At 66.8% G+C, this 16319-nt stretch carries 20 protein-coding genes; 5 read left to right on the forward strand and 15 right to left on the reverse strand.

Annotated features, from left to right (window positions below; all coding sequences use genetic code 11):
• The first annotated feature begins 31 nt into the window (after positions 1-31).
• Positions 32-640, forward strand: coding sequence for a pyridoxamine 5'-phosphate oxidase family protein (locus tag Q1J79_RS10445; RefSeq protein WP_300299934.1), 609 nt, complete (start codon positions 32-34; stop codon positions 638-640).
• Here Q1J79_RS10445 and Q1J79_RS10450 read toward each other — a convergent pair.
• Positions 637-1227 carry a TetR/AcrR family transcriptional regulator gene (locus Q1J79_RS10450; protein WP_300299935.1) on the reverse strand — a complete coding sequence of 197 codons (591 nt, stop codon included), beginning with the start codon at positions 1225-1227 and terminating at the stop codon, positions 637-639. The two genes, Q1J79_RS10445 and Q1J79_RS10450, sit on opposite strands and share 4 nt — an antisense overlap.
• 69 nt (positions 1228-1296) lie before the next feature.
• Between Q1J79_RS10450 and Q1J79_RS10455 the strand changes: the two genes are divergently transcribed.
• Positions 1297-1965, forward strand: coding sequence for a glutathione S-transferase family protein (locus Q1J79_RS10455; RefSeq protein ID WP_300299936.1), 669 nt, complete (start codon positions 1297-1299; stop codon positions 1963-1965).
• Positions 1966-1967: 2 nt separating this feature from the next.
• Here Q1J79_RS10455 and Q1J79_RS10460 read toward each other — a convergent pair whose 3' ends face one another.
• The 3 genes from Q1J79_RS10460 to fdxA are packed head-to-tail and all read right to left on the reverse strand — an operon-like array spanning position 1968 to position 4055.
• Positions 1968-2471, reverse strand: coding sequence for a group III truncated hemoglobin (locus Q1J79_RS10460; RefSeq protein WP_300299937.1), 504 nt, complete (start codon positions 2469-2471; stop codon positions 1968-1970).
• 43 nt (positions 2472-2514) lie between these two features.
• Positions 2515-3717 carry an NnrS family protein gene (locus tag Q1J79_RS10465; RefSeq protein ID WP_300299938.1) on the reverse strand — a complete coding sequence of 401 codons (1203 nt, stop codon included), beginning with the start codon at positions 3715-3717 and terminating at the stop codon, positions 2515-2517.
• Positions 3714-4055, reverse strand: coding sequence for a ferredoxin FdxA (gene fdxA / locus Q1J79_RS10470; RefSeq protein WP_300299939.1), 342 nt, complete (start codon positions 4053-4055; stop codon positions 3714-3716). The genes Q1J79_RS10465 and fdxA overlap by 4 nt, the downstream gene beginning before the upstream one ends.
• A gap of 114 nt (positions 4056-4169) precedes the next feature.
• On the opposite strand from fdxA, the gene Q1J79_RS10475 reads away from it, so the two are divergent.
• The gene (locus Q1J79_RS10475; RefSeq protein WP_300299940.1) at positions 4170-4613 is read left to right on the forward strand and encodes an Rrf2 family transcriptional regulator; all 444 of its coding nucleotides are present in this window, start codon (positions 4170-4172) and stop codon (positions 4611-4613) included.
• 12 nt (positions 4614-4625) lie between these two features.
• Here Q1J79_RS10475 and Q1J79_RS10480 read toward each other — a convergent pair whose 3' ends face one another.
• From Q1J79_RS10480 to cobA, 4 genes are all read right to left on the reverse strand, one after another.
• Positions 4626-4907, reverse strand: coding sequence for a TfoX/Sxy family protein (locus tag Q1J79_RS10480; RefSeq protein WP_300299941.1), 282 nt, complete (start codon positions 4905-4907; stop codon positions 4626-4628).
• Positions 4900-5454 (reverse strand): SH3 domain-containing protein, encoded by a 555-nt coding sequence (locus Q1J79_RS10485; RefSeq protein WP_300299943.1) that lies wholly within the window; start codon positions 5452-5454, stop codon positions 4900-4902. Before Q1J79_RS10485 ends, Q1J79_RS10480 begins: the two co-directional genes overlap by 8 nt.
• Before the next feature lie 119 nt (positions 5455-5573).
• On the reverse strand, positions 5574-6902 hold the full coding sequence (locus Q1J79_RS10490) for a cobyrinate a,c-diamide synthase (protein ID WP_300299945.1): 1329 nt from the start codon (positions 6900-6902) through the stop codon (positions 5574-5576).
• On the reverse strand, positions 6884-7699 hold the full coding sequence (gene cobA, locus Q1J79_RS10495; protein WP_300299947.1) for a uroporphyrinogen-III C-methyltransferase: 816 nt from the start codon (positions 7697-7699) through the stop codon (positions 6884-6886). The genes Q1J79_RS10490 and cobA overlap by 19 nt, the downstream gene beginning before the upstream one ends.
• Before the next feature lie 46 nt (positions 7700-7745).
• On the opposite strand from cobA, the gene Q1J79_RS10500 reads away from it, so the two are divergent.
• Positions 7746-8846 (forward strand): cobalt-precorrin-5B (C(1))-methyltransferase, encoded by a 1101-nt coding sequence (locus Q1J79_RS10500; protein WP_300299949.1) that lies wholly within the window; start codon positions 7746-7748, stop codon positions 8844-8846.
• A complete protein-coding gene (locus Q1J79_RS10505) occupies positions 8846-9619 on the forward strand; it encodes a cobalt-precorrin-6A reductase (protein WP_300299951.1) in 774 nt (257 codons plus the stop codon). The genes Q1J79_RS10500 and Q1J79_RS10505 overlap by 1 nt, the downstream gene beginning before the upstream one ends.
• Before the next feature lie 3 nt (positions 9620-9622).
• Here the strand turns inward: Q1J79_RS10505 and Q1J79_RS10510 are convergent, their stop codons facing one another.
• Genes Q1J79_RS10510 through Q1J79_RS10540 form a run of 7 tightly spaced genes read right to left on the reverse strand, consistent with a single transcriptional unit; the run spans position 9623 to position 16311 of the window.
• Positions 9623-10042 carry a protease inhibitor I42 family protein gene (locus Q1J79_RS10510; protein ID WP_300299953.1) on the reverse strand — a complete coding sequence of 140 codons (420 nt, stop codon included), beginning with the start codon at positions 10040-10042 and terminating at the stop codon, positions 9623-9625.
• Between the two features lie 8 nt (positions 10043-10050).
• Complete coding sequence (gene cobM, locus Q1J79_RS10515; RefSeq protein ID WP_300299955.1) at positions 10051-10845, reverse strand: precorrin-4 C(11)-methyltransferase; 795 nt, start codon at positions 10843-10845, stop codon at positions 10051-10053.
• Positions 10842-12656, reverse strand: a complete 1815-nt coding sequence (cobJ, locus tag Q1J79_RS10520) for a precorrin-3B C(17)-methyltransferase (protein ID WP_300299957.1) — start codon at positions 12654-12656, stop codon at positions 10842-10844. Before cobJ ends, cobM begins: the two co-directional genes overlap by 4 nt.
• Complete coding sequence (cobI, locus tag Q1J79_RS10525) at positions 12653-13372, reverse strand: precorrin-2 C(20)-methyltransferase (protein ID WP_300299959.1); 720 nt, start codon at positions 13370-13372, stop codon at positions 12653-12655. The genes cobJ and cobI overlap by 4 nt, the downstream gene beginning before the upstream one ends.
• 10 nt (positions 13373-13382) lie before the next feature.
• On the reverse strand, positions 13383-14585 hold the full coding sequence (gene cbiE, locus Q1J79_RS10530; protein ID WP_300299961.1) for a precorrin-6y C5,15-methyltransferase (decarboxylating) subunit CbiE: 1203 nt from the start codon (positions 14583-14585) through the stop codon (positions 13383-13385).
• Positions 14582-15262 (reverse strand): precorrin-8X methylmutase, encoded by a 681-nt coding sequence (locus tag Q1J79_RS10535; RefSeq protein ID WP_300299963.1) that lies wholly within the window; start codon positions 15260-15262, stop codon positions 14582-14584. Before Q1J79_RS10535 ends, cbiE begins: the two co-directional genes overlap by 4 nt.
• Positions 15262-16311, reverse strand: coding sequence for a sirohydrochlorin chelatase (locus tag Q1J79_RS10540; protein WP_300299965.1), 1050 nt, complete (start codon positions 16309-16311; stop codon positions 15262-15264). Before Q1J79_RS10540 ends, Q1J79_RS10535 begins: the two co-directional genes overlap by 1 nt.
• Positions 16312-16319: the final 8 nt, after the last annotated feature.

Raw genomic sequence — 16319 nt, forward strand, 5'->3', positions numbered from 1 at the left:
TGGCGGTACACTCGCCGCAAAGGAGCCCGCCATGTCCGTCCTCGACTCAGACTCCGCCCTGCGCGACTGCTATGCCCAGCCCATCGAAATGGTGCAGAAGAAAGTCCTGCGCCGCCTCGACAAACACGCGCGCGCCTTCATCGCGCTGTCGCCTTTTGCGGTGCTGGCGACGCATGGCCCGGACGGCAGCGATGCCTCGCCGCGCGGCGATGCGCCGGGCTTCGTGCAGGTGGTGGATGATGTCACCCTGCTGCTGCCCGACCGGCGCGGCAACAACCTGATCGACAGTCTACGCAATGTCGTCGCCTCGCCCGACGTCGGGCTGCTGTTTCTGCTGCCAGGGATCAACGAGACCCTGCGCGTCAACGGCACGGCAAGGGTGATCACCGATGCGGAAAAGCTGCAGCCGCTCACGGCGCAGGGCAAAGTGCCCACGTCAGCGCTGGAGATCAGCGTGCGCGAGGTCTATTTCCATTGCGGCAAGGCGCTGATCCGCTCGGATCTGTGGAACCAGCAGAAGCAAATCGCGCGTGAAAACTTTCCGACGCTCGGCCGCATCATCGCCGACCAGGTCGCAGGCATCGATGCCGAAGCGGCAGACGCGAACCTGCAGGAAAGTTACCGATCGCGGCTTTACTAGCCTCGCTGCAACAGGCGGGAGACAAGCTCCGCCAGCACGGAGATGGTTTCGCGTCGGAATGCGCGGCGCGGCGCGGCGAGCTGCCTGAACACCAAACCGATCAGCGCGGAGACGAAAAGCTCGGCGTGACGTCGCGGATCGGATGAGCCGGCCGCAGCAAGCGCCAACTGAGCGCTGCGGCGCCAGGTTTCGAACCACTCCTCCACGACAAGCCGATAATGCGGTGTTCTGGCTGCCGCCAGGAAAGCCTCGTAGCAGGCGATATGCATCTCGGCATCGGCTTTCAGTTCCCGGTCATACCAGACCACCAGGGACTCGATCCAGGCATCCACGTTGATGGCCTTGTCCTGAAGGCCCAGCGCAAGCGCACGGAGCCGGCCGGTCTCGCGGGCGAGAGCATGGCGCAGAGCTGCCTCGATCAGCGCATCGCGCGATCTGAAGTGATGGGTGACAGCGCCCAAGGATGTCTTCGCCTCGGCCGCGACCGCCCTGTGGGTCACGCCATCCAGGCCGCGGCGGCCGATGAGGCGCAGGGTGGCCTCCATCAGCGGCCGCTGGCGCGCGGTGATCTCGTTGCCGTCGTTCATGTCCTATGGACTCCATACGGAACATATGTTCTTATTTATGGATCAAACGTTCTTAACGCGGAGATGTCAATGCCCGCTTATCGCCTCCATTACTTCCCGGAATCCGGCAACAGCTACAAGCTGGCGCTGATGCTCATCTTCTGCGGCCAGGAATTCGAGCCGGTCTGGACCGATTTCGGCGGCGGCGTCACGCGCACGCCGGAATGGCGCGCCAGTGTCAACGCGATGGGCGAGATTCCGGTGCTGGAGGAAGACGGCGTCAAGCTGACCCAGACGGCGCCGATCCTGCTCAGGCTTGCCGAACGCTATGGCAGGTTCGGCGGCGACACGGCGGCGGAGAAGTATGAGGTGTTACGCTGGCTGTTCTGGGACAACCACAAGCTCACCGGCTACATGGCGACCTACCGGTTTCACCGCAGCTTCACGCCCAAGCCCAATCCGCAGGTGCTGACCTATTTCCGCCGGCGGCTCGACGATTTCCTCGCCATCCTGGAACAGCATCTTCAGGCTTCGGCCTTCGTGGTCGGCGCGCGCCCGACGGTGGCCGACTTTTCGATGATGGCCTACCTGCATTATCCGAACGACGAGACCGGCTACGATTTCGGCGCCAGCCATCCCGCGATCCGGGCCTGGCTCGATCGCATCGCGGCTCTGCCTGGCTGGAAACCGGCTTATGCGATGCTGCCCGGCAAGCGGCTGACGCATTACGCGAAAGATGCCGCGCCGGCGCATGCCTGAGATCAGCCGCGCGCCGGCTCGCTCCGCACCGGTCCGAGCCAGTCGGGCAGCTCGCCGCGGCTGAACTGCACGCCCTGCAGCAGCGAGGCGGCGATCTTCTGCGCGCGATCCTCGAACAGGGCGGCAGCGGCCGGCGGGCAGCGTTCCTGTACTGTCGCGCGGAACAGCTCCAGCCAATGGGCGAAATGCGCATCGGACAATCCGGTGCCCTGCCCGACATCGATGCGGATATGCGCCGGCATCGGCCGGCCGTCGTAACGGCCGGTCATCAGCAGTACCGACGACCAGAAATCGCACATCTTGGCCAGGTGGTGATCCCAGTTGTCTTTGATCACGCCCTCGAAGATCGGCCCCAGCACGGCATCGCTGCGGATGCGGCCGTAGAAGGCATGCACCACGTCATGCACCATCGCTTCCGTCACGCCGGCGGCGTGGCCGGGCGCAAGCTGGGCGCGACGGGCCTGGCGTTCAGCCAGGGTGGTATCGGTTTCGTCCTGATGGGCCATGGCGATGACTATATAGGGGATGGAAGGGAAGGAAACGAGTCGGTCAGCCCGGTTTGCGGTCGATGCGCGGCCGCAGCAGGATCGGCAGGTAGCGCAGCAGGAACAGGCCGAAAGCGGCCTCCCAGGCAATGCCGGCCGCCAGCAGCAAGGGCCATTGCAGCGCGGGATGCGCCAGCGCGCAGAACCGCAGCAACGCGGCCAGCGTGATGGCGGCATAGATGCCGAGCTCCACCGGCCCGGCCTTCAGTGGCCGTCCGGTATGGCCCAGCGCGCTGCGCGTCATCATCGCCAGCATCAGGCCGGCCATGGCGCCGACACCCAGCGCATGATCGGCCATGGCCCGCGTTACCATGTCGCTCCATGCGCTGGTGGCGCGCAGGGCGAAGGCCAGCGGCAGCCAGAGATAGGCGATGTGGAGGATGGCCAGCAGCGGCACGCGGCGTGCCGACCAGCTCTGCCATTGCTGCAGCCGGCTGGCATGCAGCAGGGCGGCGGCGGCGTTGGCGGCCACCAGCAGCAGGGGCGGCAGCGTCCACAGCACGGCCGCCACATCCAGCGCCACGGCCAGAACCAATACGATCAAAGCGATGCGGTCGCGCCGCAGGGCGGCCGGAATGAAAACGCCGGCGCCCGACATGGTGAAGCTGGGCACGATGCGCGCCGCGATCACGCTGATCAGGATGGCGACCACACCAAGCGCCAGATGGCGGCTGAAAACGATGCCCTCAGCCCAGAAACCCAGCGCGCCAGCATGATGCAGCAGGTTGGCGATGGTCAGCAGGCTCAGAACCACCAGCGGCAGCCAGGGCCGCTGCGAAGCCTTGCGCACGCGCATCAGAAAGATCGGCGGCGCCAGGGCGACGGCCAGGGCGGGCAGGAAGGCCAGGTCGACCAGCGCGCCGGGCCAGCCGGGCAGCACAAGCATGGCAAGGCGGCCGGCCAGCCACAGCAGCATCAGCAGGGCGAGCGGCGTGCCGGTCGGGGTATCATGGCCGGTCCAGTTGCGCACCGCCGTCAGCAGGAAGCCAGCGATGATCGCCGCGCCGAAGCCGAACAGCATCTCATGGCCATGCCAGGCGAGCGGATCGGATAGCGGCAACGCAAGATGGCCGCCATAGACGGCGAGCCAGAGCGGCAGGATCAGAAACGCAAAAGCGGCGCCGGCCAGATAGAAGGGCCGGAAGCCGAGCGCGAACACCGCCCAGCCCTGGCGGGGCGCCGCTGGATGCAGGGCGGCGGCGGTCATGGCTGGGCCTTTCCGGGTTCGGGCGAGAAGAAGCGGCTGAACTTGCCTGCGACGCCCTTCCAGGTGTCGGCGTCGGCGGGTGGCTCGCCCTTGCGGGTGATGTTTGGCCACTTGGCGGCGTAGTCGCGGTTCATCTCGACCCAGCTCTCGGCCCGGTTATCGGTGTCGGGCAGGATCGCCTCGGCCGGGCATTCCGGCTCGCAGACGCCGCAATCAATGCATTCGTCGGGATTGATCACCAGCATGTTCTCGCCGACATAAAAACAGTCGACCGGACAGACCTCGACGCAATCCATGTACTTGCACTTGATGCACTGCTCGGTCACGACGTAGGTCATCGGCGCCTCAAAACAGTATTCCAGATGCATGATATTGTGCGCCGGCCTTATATCAAGTAAATAAAATGCATATTTTGTCGCACCCCAGCCCCACAGATTACGGACGCCCTGGCCATGCATCTGACGCTGCATACCGATTACGCCCTGCGCATGCTGATGTATCTGGCGCTGAATCCCGCCCGCCGCTGCACCATCGAGGAAATCGCCGAGCAGTATGACGTGTCGCGCCATCACCTGATGAAGGTGGCGCTGACGCTGGCGCAGGCCGGCTTCGTCGACAGCCTGCGCGGCCGCAATGGCGGGCTGCAGCTCGGCCGCGATGCGGCCGCGATCAGCATCGGCGCCGTGGTGCGCGCCACCGAGGACAATTTCAACCTGGTGGAATGCTTCGACGGCGCGGCCAACACCTGCTGCCTAGCCCCGGCCTGCCAGCTCAGGCAGCCCTTTACCGAGGCCGTGAAAGCGTTTCTCGCCGTGCTCGACCGTTACAGCCTGGCCGACATGCTGGGCAGTCCGGCAACGATGCGCAGCCTGCGTCGCCTGCTCGGCGCGGCCTGAAACCGCCGCAGGTCAGTCCGGATTCTCGCCGGCCTCGGCCAGCAGGCGCTGCTTGGTGGCAGCGTCGATACTGGTCCAGTGGGTTCCGTTCAGCGCCGCATAGAGACCCCAGAGCGCATTGCGGCTGACCAGCCGCGGGTTCCAGTGTTTCAGCCGGCGATAGGCCGCGACCGCGCCGATGGCGCGCAGCTCGGCTTCGCTGGTGATGCCGACTTCGTTCAGCCAGACGATGCTTTTCGGCCCCAGCCCCGGCAGCAGGCGCAGCGGCCGGTCAGCCGGAGATTTCTCAGTCAAAGGTTTCATTCGGGTAAAGGCCCCAGAGATGGCTGCGCGGAATCCAGCCGCGCGTGCCGGCGATTTCCACCTGGCACCAGGCCAGGTCAGGGCATTTGCGCAGGCGGGCCTGCACGCCGGCCTCGGCGGTCAGCAGCACGTCGGCGGCGGTGTCGGGCTTCTTGAACAGATTGCGCAGAGTGCCATCCACCACGGCAAAACGTTTGCCCGAAGTCAGGTTCTTGTGCACCCAGGTCTCGGTGCCGTCGTGGTCGCGGATGCGGCGCCAGTATTCATATTCCGCCACCACCTCGACCGGCAGGCCGCGGCGCTGGTACTGCCAGGCGATCGGATAGCGTGAGCCGGGGCCGGTGCGGGCATTGACCTTGTCGGCGGCAAGGCTGACGAAGCGCGGCAGGGGCAGGCCGGAATCGGCGCCTTTTTCCGTCACCGGCGAAACGTCATCGGCGGCCCGCGCCACGGCCATGGTGAACCTGTTGGCAAACCCCAGGGGCAGGTTCAGGGCAACCAGCGGCAGAAGCAGGACCAGGACGAAACGCGACAGCATGCAGCGGGACTAGCCTAAAGCGGCAAAGGAAGGGTTAATCCGGCCACGAATCGGGCCGTTCCGGCGGATCGTAACAGGCCGCCCGCGCCGCGCAATTGGCGTGGTTTCGGCTTTTCCGGTCAGCTTTCCCGGTCGATCAGGTGCAGGTAGCTGCCGAATACGCTGCCCTGGCGGCAGCCGGCAGGGCCAGCCTCGGCGCCGCCGGCATCGCTGGCGGCAAACAGCGGCGCGGCGGCGTCATGGCCGGCGGTCTGCACCGAGTAATGGAATTCATGGCCGCGGAAGCGGCTGCCCTTCGGGCCGAGCGGGGTATCGGCCAGGCTTTCGATGCGGCGATAGCCCATCCGGCGCTCGCGCTGGGCGAAGCTGGTCTCGACCGGCAGCAGGCCGGCCATGGCGTGCCGGTTGCCATCGGCATCGGTCAGGCCGCGGCCCAGCAGCATGAAGCCGCCGCATTCGCCATAGAGTGTCGCCTGGCGCGCCGCCGCCGCGCGCAGGCCCTGCAACGCGGTGCTGCTGGCGGCAAGCCGGCCCGCATGCAGCTCCGGATAACCGCCGGGCAGGAAGACCGCGTCGCAATCCGCCGCCGGCGCTTCGTCGGCCAGCGGCGAGAAGAAACTTAACTGCGCGCCCTGGGCCAGCCAGCCCTGCAGCAGATGCGGATAGGCGAAGGCAAAAGCCTGGTCGCGCGCCACGGCGATGCGCTGGCCAAGCGGCGGCAGGGCGGCCAATGTTGCCGGTCGGCTGACCTGCAGAACCTGCGGCAGCTGTTCGAAGGCGGCGCGGTCAAGATGGCGGTGCAGCCAGTCGGCCGCCGTATCGAGAAAATAATCGAGGCCGTCGCGCTCTTCCGCCTGCACCAGGCCGAGATGCCGGCTCGGCATGTTCAACTCGCCCTCCGGCGGCAGGGCGGCCAGCACCGGCAGGCCGAGCGGCGCCAGGGCATTGCGCAGCAGCATTTCATGCTTCACTGACGCCACGCGGTTGAGGATAACGCCGGCCAGCGCCACGTCGTCGCGGAAACTGCGGAAGCCATGCACCAGGGCGGCGATCGACTGGCTCTGGCGCGCCACGTCGATCACCAGCACGACCGGCAGGGCCAGCTTTGCCGCCAGATCGGCGGTGCTGCCCTCGTTGCTGACGGCGCCGTCGAACAGGCCCATCACGCCTTCGATCACCACGATCTCGGCGCCGGCGCTGCCGTAATCGAGCACGCCGGCGAGCGTCGCGGGCCGCATGGCGAAAAGATCGAGATTATAACAGGGCCGCCCGGCGCTGGCGGCGCGGTGAAAGGCACCGTCGATGAAATCAGGCCCGGTCTTGAACGGCGCCACGATGCGGCCCTCGCGGGCCAGCAGCCGCAGCAGGGCCAGGGTCACGGTCGTCTTGCCGCTGGCCGAGGCCGGCGCGGCAATGACGATGCCGCGGGTCAGATGGCGATCGGGCATGGCGGCGCGAGACTGGCCTGCAGGTCGCTGCTGCCGAACAGCGCGTGCAGGTCGACCACCTCGCCGACCACCAGCAGGGCCGGCGGCTCGATTCCCGCGGCAGCGGCATCCGCCGTGATGCGGCCGAGGCTGCTGCGCAGCACGCGCATCTGCGGCAGCGTCGCGTGGCTGACCAACGCAGCGGGACGCTGCTCGTCCAGCCCGGCATGGCGCAGCTTGGCGACCAGGATGTCCAGATGCTTGATCGCCATGTAGATCACCAGCACCGGCGAAGCGCGCACCATGGCGGCCCAGTCGACGCTGTCGGGCACTTCGCCGCTGGCATTGTGGCCGGTCAGGAAGGTGACGCAGGAATTGGTATCGCGATGGGTCAGCGGAATGCCGGCATAGGCCAGGCCGCCGATGCCGGCCGATATGCCGGGAATGACGCGGAAGGGAATGCCGGCTTCGCGCAGGGACAGGGCCTCTTCGGCGCCACGGCCGAACACGAAGGGGTCGCCGCCTTTCAGCCGCAGCACGCGCTTGCCCTGGCGCGCCAGCTCGACCAGCCGCAGGGAAATGTCACGCTGTTTCGGCGAGGGCTTGCCGCCGCGCTTGCCGGCATATTCCAGCACCGCGCCGGGCCGGGCGCAGGCCAGGATTGCCTCGCCGACCAGGGCGTCATAGATCACCATATCGGCCTGGTTCAGGGCATTCACCGCATGCAGGGTCAAAAGCCCCGGATCGCCAGGCCCGGCGCCGGTCAGCCAGACCCAGCCGGGTGGGAAAACCGGCATTTGCAGAGATGGCAATTGCATGGCGGCAAGGTACACCCGACCGGCAGATGTGTATACTTGCCAGCCCATGTCGGATGTGATCCCGGATAGCAGCCTGTTGCGCCGTGGCTGGACCACGGGTGCCTGCGCCACGGCGGCGACCGCCGCCGCGTATCAGGCCCTGCTGACCGGCGCATTTCCCGATCCGGTCACCATCACGCTGCCGAAGGGCGAGACGCCGAGTTTCGCCCTGGCCCGTGAAGCGCTTGGCCCCGACTGGGCCGAGGCCGGCATCATAAAGGATGCCGGCGACGATCCCGATGTCACCCACCAGGCCCTGATCCTGGCGAAAGTCCGTCGCGGCGACCGTGGCAGCGGCATCGTGTTCCGTGCCGGCGAGGGCGTCGGCATGGTCACGCGCGCCGGCCTGCCGATCCCGCCGGGCGAGCCGGCGATCAATCCGGTGCCGCGCCGCATGATGGCTGAGGCCGTGTTGGCGCTGGCGACCCGCCATGGCGAAGCCGGTGACGTCGAAATCGAGATAACCGTGCCCGGCGGCGCCGAGCTGGCCAGGCGCACTTGGAATCCGCGGCTGGGCATCGTGGGCGGTTTGAGCATCCTGGGAACCACCGGCATCGTCGTGCCGTTTTCCTGTTCGGCCTGGATCCATTCGATCCATCGCGGCGTCGATGTGGCGATTGCCGCCGGTCTCGATCATGTCGCCGGCTGCACCGGCTCGACCTCGGAGGCTGCCGTGCAGTCGCTGTATGCCCTGCCCGAAATCGCCTTGCTCGACATGGGCGATTTCGCCGGCGCGCTGCTGAAATACCTGCGCCGGCATCCGCTGCCGAAACTCACCATCGGCGGCGGCTTCGCCAAGCTGGTGAAACTGGCGCAGGGCCAGATGGACCTGCATTCCGGCCGCAGCCAGGTCGACAGGGCCGTGCTGTCGCAATGGCTGGGCGAGTGCGGCGGCGATGCCGCGCTAGTCACTCGTGCCGCCGAAGCCAACACCGCGCTGGAAGTGCTGCAGATGGCACGGCAGGCGCATCTGCCGCTGGGCGATCATGTGGCGCGGCTGGCATGCGAGACAGCCAAGCGCATTGCGGCACCGGCGCACATCGACATCGATGTGGTAGTGGTGGACCGCGCCGGCGATATCGTGGGCCGCAGCACGGGGACAATGTGATGGCGCGCAAACGCAACCTGCTGCTGCTGGGCGGCACTGGCGAAGGCCTGCGGCTGGCGCGCGAGCTGGAGCATCATCCGAAGATCCGCTGCATCTCCTCGCTGGCCGGACGCACCGAGAATCCGGAACAGCCGCCGGGCGAGGTGCGCATCGGCGGCTTCGGCGGCGTGGCGGGCCTGAGCGAGTATCTGGTGAACGAGAAGATCGACCTGGTGCTGGATGCCACGCATCCTTTTGCTGCCCAGATGGCGCGCCATGCCTTCGAGGCCTGCCAGGCATTGGGCATTCCGCGCGCCAAGCTGGTGCGGCCACCCTGGGTGCCCTCGCCGGGCGACCGCTGGACCATGATGCCGAGCGTGACGGCGGCGGCGGTGTTCCTGCGTTTCCATCCGGCGCAGCGCATTTTCCTCACGCTAGGCCGGCAGGAGCTTGGCCCCTTCGTGCCGCTCGGCCGCGAGGACAAGCCGCATGGCAATCGACGCTGGTTCCTCACCCGCATGATCGATCCGCCGGCCGATGGCGTCACGCTGCCGCCGGGCGAGCTCATCCTCGGACGTGGGCCGTTCCGGCCGGAAGACGAACGCGCGCTGATGCAGCGGCATCGCATTGATCTGCTGGTGACCAAGAATTCAGGTGGTGCCGCGGCCAAGATCGCCGCCGCCGCCGAATTGCATACCCCCGTGCTGATGATCGAGCGCCCGCCCTTGCCGCCGGGCGAGACGCTGGATTCGGTGGGCGCCGCGCTGGCCTGGGCGAATCTCAGCGCGGTTTAAGCGTCAGCGGATCTCGAAATTGTAGATCGCCTCGCGCGCCGCCGGGCCGTTTGGCTCAAAGGGCCGGCGATAAACGAAATACAGGATGGTCGGCCCGGTGCCGGTGGCGCGGAAATGCCACACTTCAGTGCCGCCGCGGCCGGGCATCGTGCCCTCGGCGATATAGGCGGGCTCCTCGGCCAGGCTCAGCACTTCAACGCCTGGCGCCTCGTTCACCATGCTCCAGCGATAGCCGGTGGTGCGGTTGGACGGCAGCCGGATACGCACCTCCTCGCCCTGGAGCAGGACAAAGCGGCCGCCGGATTGCGGCAGTTCGAGGGTGAAATCCTGCGGCAGAGATTTGACCGGCGCCTTGTCGACGACAGCGCAGCCGGCCAGCAGGCCGCAGAGCAGCAGAACGGTAATCGTGCGCCAGGTCGCCATGGTCAGCCTCATCGTTTCGCTGCCTTGGCCTTGCCTTTGGCTTTCGGGCCGGGCCGCAGCACATGTACGTGATTCGGATCGTACAACGCGCTGTCGCTGAAATCAGCAGCCTCGTCCAGCACCCGGCCCACCAGGATCAGGGCGGTGCGGGTGATCTTGGCGGCGCGCACCTTGGCGGCGATGTCGGAAAGGCAACCGCGGATGATCTGCTGGTCCGGCCAGGTGGCGCGCACCACCACGGCCGCCGGGCAGTCGGCGCCATAATGCGGCGTCAGTTCCGCCACCACGTGGCGGATGTTGCGGATGGAAAGGTGAATGGCCAGCGTGGCGCCCGTGCGGCCGAAATTGGCCAAAGTCTCGCCTGCCGGCATGTCGGAGGATTTCATCGCCGTGCGGGTCAGGATCACCGACTGGGCGATATCGGGCAGGGTCAGCTCGGTCTGCAGCGCGGCGGCGGCGGCGGCGAAGGCCGGCACGCCCGGCGTGATCGTGTAGGGGATATCCAGTTTCTTCAGGCGGCGGATCTGCTCGGCGATGGCGCCATAGAGCGAGGGATCGCCGGAATGCACGCGCGCCACGTCCAGGCCTTGTTCATGCGCCGCCACGATCTCGGCCATGATCTCGTCCAGGTTCAGCGGCGCGGTATCCACGACGCGCGCGGTCTTCGGCGCCAGCTTCACGATTGCCTCGGGTACCAATGAGCCGGCATAGAGACAGAGCTTGCAACTTTTGATCAGCTTCGCGCCGCGCAGGGTGATCAGGTCGGGCGCGCCGGGGCCGGCCCCGATGAAGTGGACGGTCATGACCAGAACTTCTTTTCGTAGCCGCGCGGCGTATAGGCGAAACGGCGACCATTCTGCAATGCGATGCTGCGGCTGGCGCTGGAACCCACCAGCACGACGGTCAGCATGTCCACCTGCTCGACATCCAGCTCGCCCAAAGTGGTATGCGTCACCCGCTCGCCCTCGCGGCCCAGGTTGCGCGCCAGCACCACGGGCGTCTCGCGCGGCCGGTGCTGCAGCAGGATGTCTTTCGCCATGGCAAGCTGGGTGCGGCGGCGCTGCGACACCGGATTGTAGAAGGCGATGACGAAATCGGCTTCGGCCGCCTTCTTGATGCGCAGCAGGATCATGTCCAGCGGCGTCAGCAGGTCGGACAGCGAAATCGTGCAGAAATCATGGCCCAACAGCGCGCCCGAGCGTGCGGCGGCTGCCTGCAAAGCCGAGATGCCGGGCGCGACGGTGATCGCTACACGCTGCCAGTCTTTTCGGTGTGGTTCCTGCTCCAGCAGGGCAAAGACCAGCGTCGCCATGGCATAGATGCCGGGATCACCTGAGCAGACCAGCGCCACGCGTTTGCCCTGCGCCGCCAGGTCGAGGGCAGCGCGCACGCGCTTTTCCTCCTCGCCCAGCTCAAACCGGTGCTGCACCTTGCCTGTGGCCAGTTCGGGATAGAGGTCAAGATACAGGCCATAACCAACCCAGTCGGTGGCTTCCGCCAGCGCGATGCGCGCTTCCGGCGTCAGCCATAACGCATCGCCCGGTCCGGTGCCCACCACATGCAGTTCACCACGTGGCTTGCCGCGCGATGCGCCATCGAAGGGCAACGGGGAGAGCGCGATGGCGCAGGTGGCGCGTTCGGATTTCACCTTCGGTACGATCAGCGTGGCTTCCGGCCCGGCGGCGGCCAGGGCCGCGCCTTCCGAAACGCCATGGCAACCGACTTCGGCAAAAACCGCGTCGGATGGGTTGGCCAGGCGCGGCGTTTCGGCCTCCAGCCTGGCGGCATCGAAGACGCGGAAGGGCACGCCCAGCCAGCGCGCCAGTTCCTGCATGGCCGGCTCGTCGGCTTTCAGGTTCAGCGAGTACACGCCGGCGATACTGTCGCGCGCGATGCCGTGATCAGACAACGTGGCCTGCACCAGGCGGATCAGTTCCACCGGCTTGGTGTTGCGTTCGCAGCCGACGCCGATGGCAATGTTGCGTGGATGGTAGATCAGGTGGTCCGGGCTGCCGTCGGCGGTGCGATGGGTGACTTCGATCACCATGGGGCCATCGGCGCTGAGCGGCAGGTTGCTGTCGGCCAGCCAGGGCGCATTGCCTTCGATGCGCAGGCCACCACCGCGCAGCAGGTTCGCCATCAGGCCCTTGGCATCTTGCGGATTGGCGAGCGTGTAGCCTTCGGGTGGTTCGTCCAGCCCGAGGCCGAAGGCGAGGTCTCCGGCGGTGGTGATCGCCGGAATACCCTGCAGCACGCTGGCGATGCGGCGGCTGAGCAGGTTGGCGCCGTGATGGCCACCCAGCAACGGCACCACGGACGAGCCGTCGGCCGCCACCGCGATCAGTGGCGGTTCGCCGTGTTTGTCGGAAAGCTGCGGCGCCACGGCGCGGATCAGGATGCCGGCGGCGCAGATGCCAATCACCGGCCGGCCGGCCGCAAATAACCGCGCGATGGTATCGGTCGCCTTGCCGCCCGATGGCGATAGGGGGAGGGCATGCACCAGCGCGGCATCGTCGGGCGCGTAAACCTCCCAGGCCGGGAAGGCGGTCATCAATGCCTGCGCCACGCCGCGCGCGTTGGGAGTCAGTAAAACCAGGGCCGGCTTTCCACTCATGCGCCGAACTCCATGAAATGCTGCTGCCCTTTGCGATGCACCACGATCATGGCGAAATAGGGAATGGCAGTGGGATCAACCTCCGACAGCGGCAGGATGCGCTGCTCGGCCATGGTGGCGCGTTCGATGTAGCGGGCGCGATCCGCCAGATGCAGGCGGTTGAGCAGCTCAATCACGCGGGGCCCGTGGCGGCCGAGTTTGAGGATCGCGGCGGCATCGGTATGCAGCAGCTTATGCGCGATGGTCTCGTCGTCCAGCGGCGCGGGAATCACCGTCAGCACGTCGTTGCGCGAGACCAGCGGATACTGCAAGGCTGCGGCGCAGGCGGTGAGCGACGACACACCCGGCACGATCTCGACCGGGAATTCCTCGCTCAGCCGGCCGAACAGATACATGAACGAACCATAGAGAAACGGGTCGCCCTCGCACAGAACCGCCACGTTGCGACCTGCCTTAAGATGTGCAGCGAGATCGCCGGCGGCCTGCTCATATACCGCCTGGGCCGGAAACCGCGCCACGCTGAGCGGCATGCGGATGGCCAGCTCGGTCTGGCCGCCGCTTAAATGCGGCGCCACGATGCGGCGCGCCAGGCTGTCGCCCTGCTCGGGCGCGGGATAGGCGACCACGTCGGCGGCCTGCAACAGGCGCAGGGCTTTCAGGGTGATCAGGTCGGGGTCGCCCGGGCCGATGCCGAGGCCATACAGAGTGCCGCTCATTCCGGGAAACTCATTCCTTGGTTACGCTCCACTGCGTCACCGGCATCATGGCATGCCAGCCATGGAATCGGCCGACCGGTTCGGCGCGATAGACACTGAAGCGGCCGAGATCGCCGCCATAACTCTGACGCGCCTGCACCACTTTCGCTTCGCCTTCCAGCGTCACGACGTTGGCCACCAGCCGGCCACCGGGTTTCAGCGCCTCCAAGCAGCGTGCGATCAGGCCCTCGGCCATGATGCCGCCGCCGATGAAAATGGCATCGGGTGCGGGCAGACCGTCGAGTGCCGCCGGCACGCTGCCGGCCACGATCTCCAGATGCGGCACGCCCAGCGCCAGGGCATTCTGCGCGATCATGCCACGCCGGCCTTCGCGTGCCTCGATGGCAATCGCGCGGTTGCGCCGGTCGGCGCGCAGCCATTCGATGCCGATCGAACCCGAGCCGGCGCCGACATCCCACAGCAGCTCGCCGGCAAAGGGCGCCAGTCTGGAGAGCGTGACGGCGCGGATCTCGCGTTTGGTGATGTTGCCGTCATGCAGGAACAGGTCGTCATCCAGGCCGGCCAGGCGGCTCAGACCCGGACCATCGTGCAACTGCACGGCCAGCGTGTTGAAGTCGGCGCAATCGGCGATGCTCCAGCTTTTCGCCACGCCGTCATGCCGGCGTTCCGCCGCGCCACCCATATGTTCCAGCACGGTGATCTCGGCGATGCCGAAACCGCGTTTGGCCAGGAAGGCCGCCACCTGCGCCGGCGTCTGGCCATTGTCGGAGAGGATCAGCAGTTTGGCATTGGGCTGCAGATGGAGGCCCAGCAGATCGAGCGGACGTCCGTGCAGCGTGAGGCAGTCGCAGGCATCCACGGCCCAGCCCATACGCGCGGCAGCCAGGCTGAAGGCGCTGACATGCGGGAAGATGCGCATCTCAGCGGCGGGGACGCGTCTGGCCAGGGTCACGCCGATGCCGAACCACATCGGATCGCCGGTGGCCAGGACGCAGACACGGCGGCCACGATAATCGGTGATGCGTTCGACCAGGTCGAGCAGCGGCCGCGTCCAGGTCATGCGCGTCTGGTTCGGCAGCTCGGGCAGCAGGGCCAGATGGCGTTCGCCGCCGATCAGGATTTCCGCATCCTCGGCCAGTGCGCGCGCCGCCGGCGCCAGGCCATTCAGTCCGTCTTCGCCGAGGCCGACCACCGAAAGCCAGGGCAGGGTCATGGCGCCACCTTTTCCTTTGCCGGCGCGTCTTTCGCTGGTTCCCATGTGGCCAGCGCATTGATCGCGGCAGCTGCCATGGCGCTGCCGCCGCGCCGGCCTTTCAGGGTGGCGAAGGCGACGCCTTCCGGCGCGGCGTCGATCAGGGCCTGCTTGGATTCCGCCGCGCCGACAAAACCGACCGGAAAGCCGAGGATCGCCGCAGGCTTCGGCGCGCCCTCGTCCAGCAGCTCCAGCAGGCGGAACAGGGCGGTCGGCGCGTTGCCGATCACCACAACGGCGCCGGCCAGATGCGGCAACCACAATTCCACGGCCGCCGCCGAACGGGTGATCTGCTTGGTGCGGCCGATCTCGCGCGCTTCCGGCGTATTGAGAAAACTTAAGACCGGATTGTTTGCCGGCAGGCGCGAGCGGATCACGCCATAGGCCACCATGTCGACATCGCTCAGGATCGGTTTGCCGGCGCGCAGCGCATCATGCACGGCCAGCGGCAGATCCGCCGTCCACACCAGGTCGGGCAGGATGTCGGGCATGGCGCTGGCATGGATCAGGCGCAGGGCCAGCTCGTCGATGCCCGGCGGCAGGTGCGACAGGTCCACCTCGTCGCGGATCATCTGGAACGACAGGCGATAGATCGCGTCGGGATCGCGCAGGTAATCGTATGTCGGTTTGCCGGTCATCACTTGGTCAGCGTCTTGGGGCCGAGCGGATGGTCGGCATGGGGATAGGGGTGGTGGCCATGATTGTGGTCGTGGCCATGCCCGTGATCGTGCCCGTGGTCATGACCATGATCGTGGTCGTGATGATGGTGGCCGTGGTCATGCTTTCCGGTGCCGATGCCCTCCACATGGTGGTGATGGCTTTCCTGTGCCAGGCCGACCTCGTCCTCGAAACCCAGAACTTGCGCACGGTATTTGCACATCTGGCAGTTCATGTTGTTGGTGCCGGCCAGGATTTCCTGCAGCCGGTCTTCGAATACCTCCAGCACCAGCGGATGGTCGTTCAGGTAGCCGGCCTTGACGAATTCGATTTCCGGATGGGCGGCGGCCACGCGGTCGGTATGTTCGTAGATGCGTTCGACCAGAATGCCGGTGAACAGGAAATACGGAAACACGATCACGCGCCGGTAGCCGAGCTTTGCTACATGCTCCAGTGCGGGCTGCACCAGCGGGAAGGTGACGCCGGAATAGGCGGTCTCGGCCCAGCCGAAGCCGAAGCCTTCCCACAGCATGCGCATCACCTTGGCGATGTTGGAATTGGCATCAGGATCCGAGGTGCCGCGACCCACTACCACCAGGGCCGTCTCGTGGCGGCCGACATGGTCGCCCGCGGCATCCAGCGCCTGCTGCACGCGTTCGCCGGCGGCGCGCAGCATCTTCAGGTCGATGCCGAGATCGCGGCCATACTGGATGCTCACATCGGGATGTTCGGCCTGGTAGCGGTTGAGCACGCTGGGGATGTCGTTCTTGGCGTGGCCGGCGGCGAACAGCATGCCGGGCAGGGCCAGGATCCTGGTGTTGCCCTTGGCGCGCAGGGCATCCAGGCCGTCGCGGATGATCGGCGTGGCGAATTCCAGGAAACCGAAATCGACATCGTATTGCGGCAGGCGGCGTTTCATATGCCCGGCCAGCGCGGTGAACTCGGCCACGGCGCGCGCGTCGCGGCTGCCATGGCCGCACAGCATGACGCCGGTTTTCTGGAAGGGATTGGTAAGCAGGGGGCTGTTCATCTGGTCAA

The sequence above is a fragment of the Ferrovibrio sp. genome (assembly GCF_029255545.1).
In the GTDB taxonomy this organism is placed as follows: Bacteria; Pseudomonadota; Alphaproteobacteria; order Ferrovibrionales; family Ferrovibrionaceae; genus Ferrovibrio.

What these genes read in the sequence shown, in the direction of transcription:
- Q1J79_RS10445 (WP_300299934.1), top strand. Translation starts at nt 32, where the DNA reads ATGTCCGTCCTCGACTCAGACTCCGCCCTGCGCGACTGCTATGCCCAG.
- Q1J79_RS10450 (WP_300299935.1), bottom strand. Translation starts at nt 1,227, where the DNA reads ATGAACGACGGCAACGAGATCACCGCGCGCCAGCGGCCGCTGATGGAG.
- Q1J79_RS10455 (WP_300299936.1), top strand. Translation starts at nt 1,297, where the DNA reads ATGCCCGCTTATCGCCTCCATTACTTCCCGGAATCCGGCAACAGCTAC.
- Q1J79_RS10460 (WP_300299937.1), bottom strand. Translation starts at nt 2,471, where the DNA reads ATGGCCCATCAGGACGAAACCGATACCACCCTGGCTGAACGCCAGGCC.
- Q1J79_RS10465 (WP_300299938.1), bottom strand. Translation starts at nt 3,717, where the DNA reads ATGACCGCCGCCGCCCTGCATCCAGCGGCGCCCCGCCAGGGCTGGGCG.
- fdxA (WP_300299939.1), bottom strand. Translation starts at nt 4,055, where the DNA reads ATGACCTACGTCGTGACCGAGCAGTGCATCAAGTGCAAGTACATGGAT.
- Q1J79_RS10475 (WP_300299940.1), top strand. Translation starts at nt 4,170, where the DNA reads ATGCATCTGACGCTGCATACCGATTACGCCCTGCGCATGCTGATGTAT.
- Q1J79_RS10485 (WP_300299943.1), bottom strand. Translation starts at nt 5,454, where the DNA reads ATGCTGTCGCGTTTCGTCCTGGTCCTGCTTCTGCCGCTGGTTGCCCTG.
- Q1J79_RS10490 (WP_300299945.1), bottom strand. Translation starts at nt 6,902, where the DNA reads ATGCCCGATCGCCATCTGACCCGCGGCATCGTCATTGCCGCGCCGGCC.
- cobA (WP_300299947.1), bottom strand. Translation starts at nt 7,699, where the DNA reads ATGCAATTGCCATCTCTGCAAATGCCGGTTTTCCCACCCGGCTGGGTC.
- Q1J79_RS10500 (WP_300299949.1), top strand. Translation starts at nt 7,746, where the DNA reads ATGTCGGATGTGATCCCGGATAGCAGCCTGTTGCGCCGTGGCTGGACC.
- Q1J79_RS10505 (WP_300299951.1), top strand. Translation starts at nt 8,846, where the DNA reads ATGGCGCGCAAACGCAACCTGCTGCTGCTGGGCGGCACTGGCGAAGGC.
- Q1J79_RS10510 (WP_300299953.1), bottom strand. Translation starts at nt 10,042, where the DNA reads ATGGCGACCTGGCGCACGATTACCGTTCTGCTGCTCTGCGGCCTGCTG.
- cobM (WP_300299955.1), bottom strand. Translation starts at nt 10,845, where the DNA reads ATGACCGTCCACTTCATCGGGGCCGGCCCCGGCGCGCCCGACCTGATC.
- cobJ (WP_300299957.1), bottom strand. Translation starts at nt 12,656, where the DNA reads ATGAGTGGAAAGCCGGCCCTGGTTTTACTGACTCCCAACGCGCGCGGC.
- cobI (WP_300299959.1), bottom strand. Translation starts at nt 13,372, where the DNA reads ATGAGCGGCACTCTGTATGGCCTCGGCATCGGCCCGGGCGACCCCGAC.
- cbiE (WP_300299961.1), bottom strand. Translation starts at nt 14,585, where the DNA reads ATGACCCTGCCCTGGCTTTCGGTGGTCGGCCTCGGCGAAGACGGACTG.
- Q1J79_RS10535 (WP_300299963.1), bottom strand. Translation starts at nt 15,262, where the DNA reads ATGACCGGCAAACCGACATACGATTACCTGCGCGATCCCGACGCGATC.
- Q1J79_RS10540 (WP_300299965.1), bottom strand. Translation starts at nt 16,311, where the DNA reads ATGAACAGCCCCCTGCTTACCAATCCCTTCCAGAAAACCGGCGTCATG.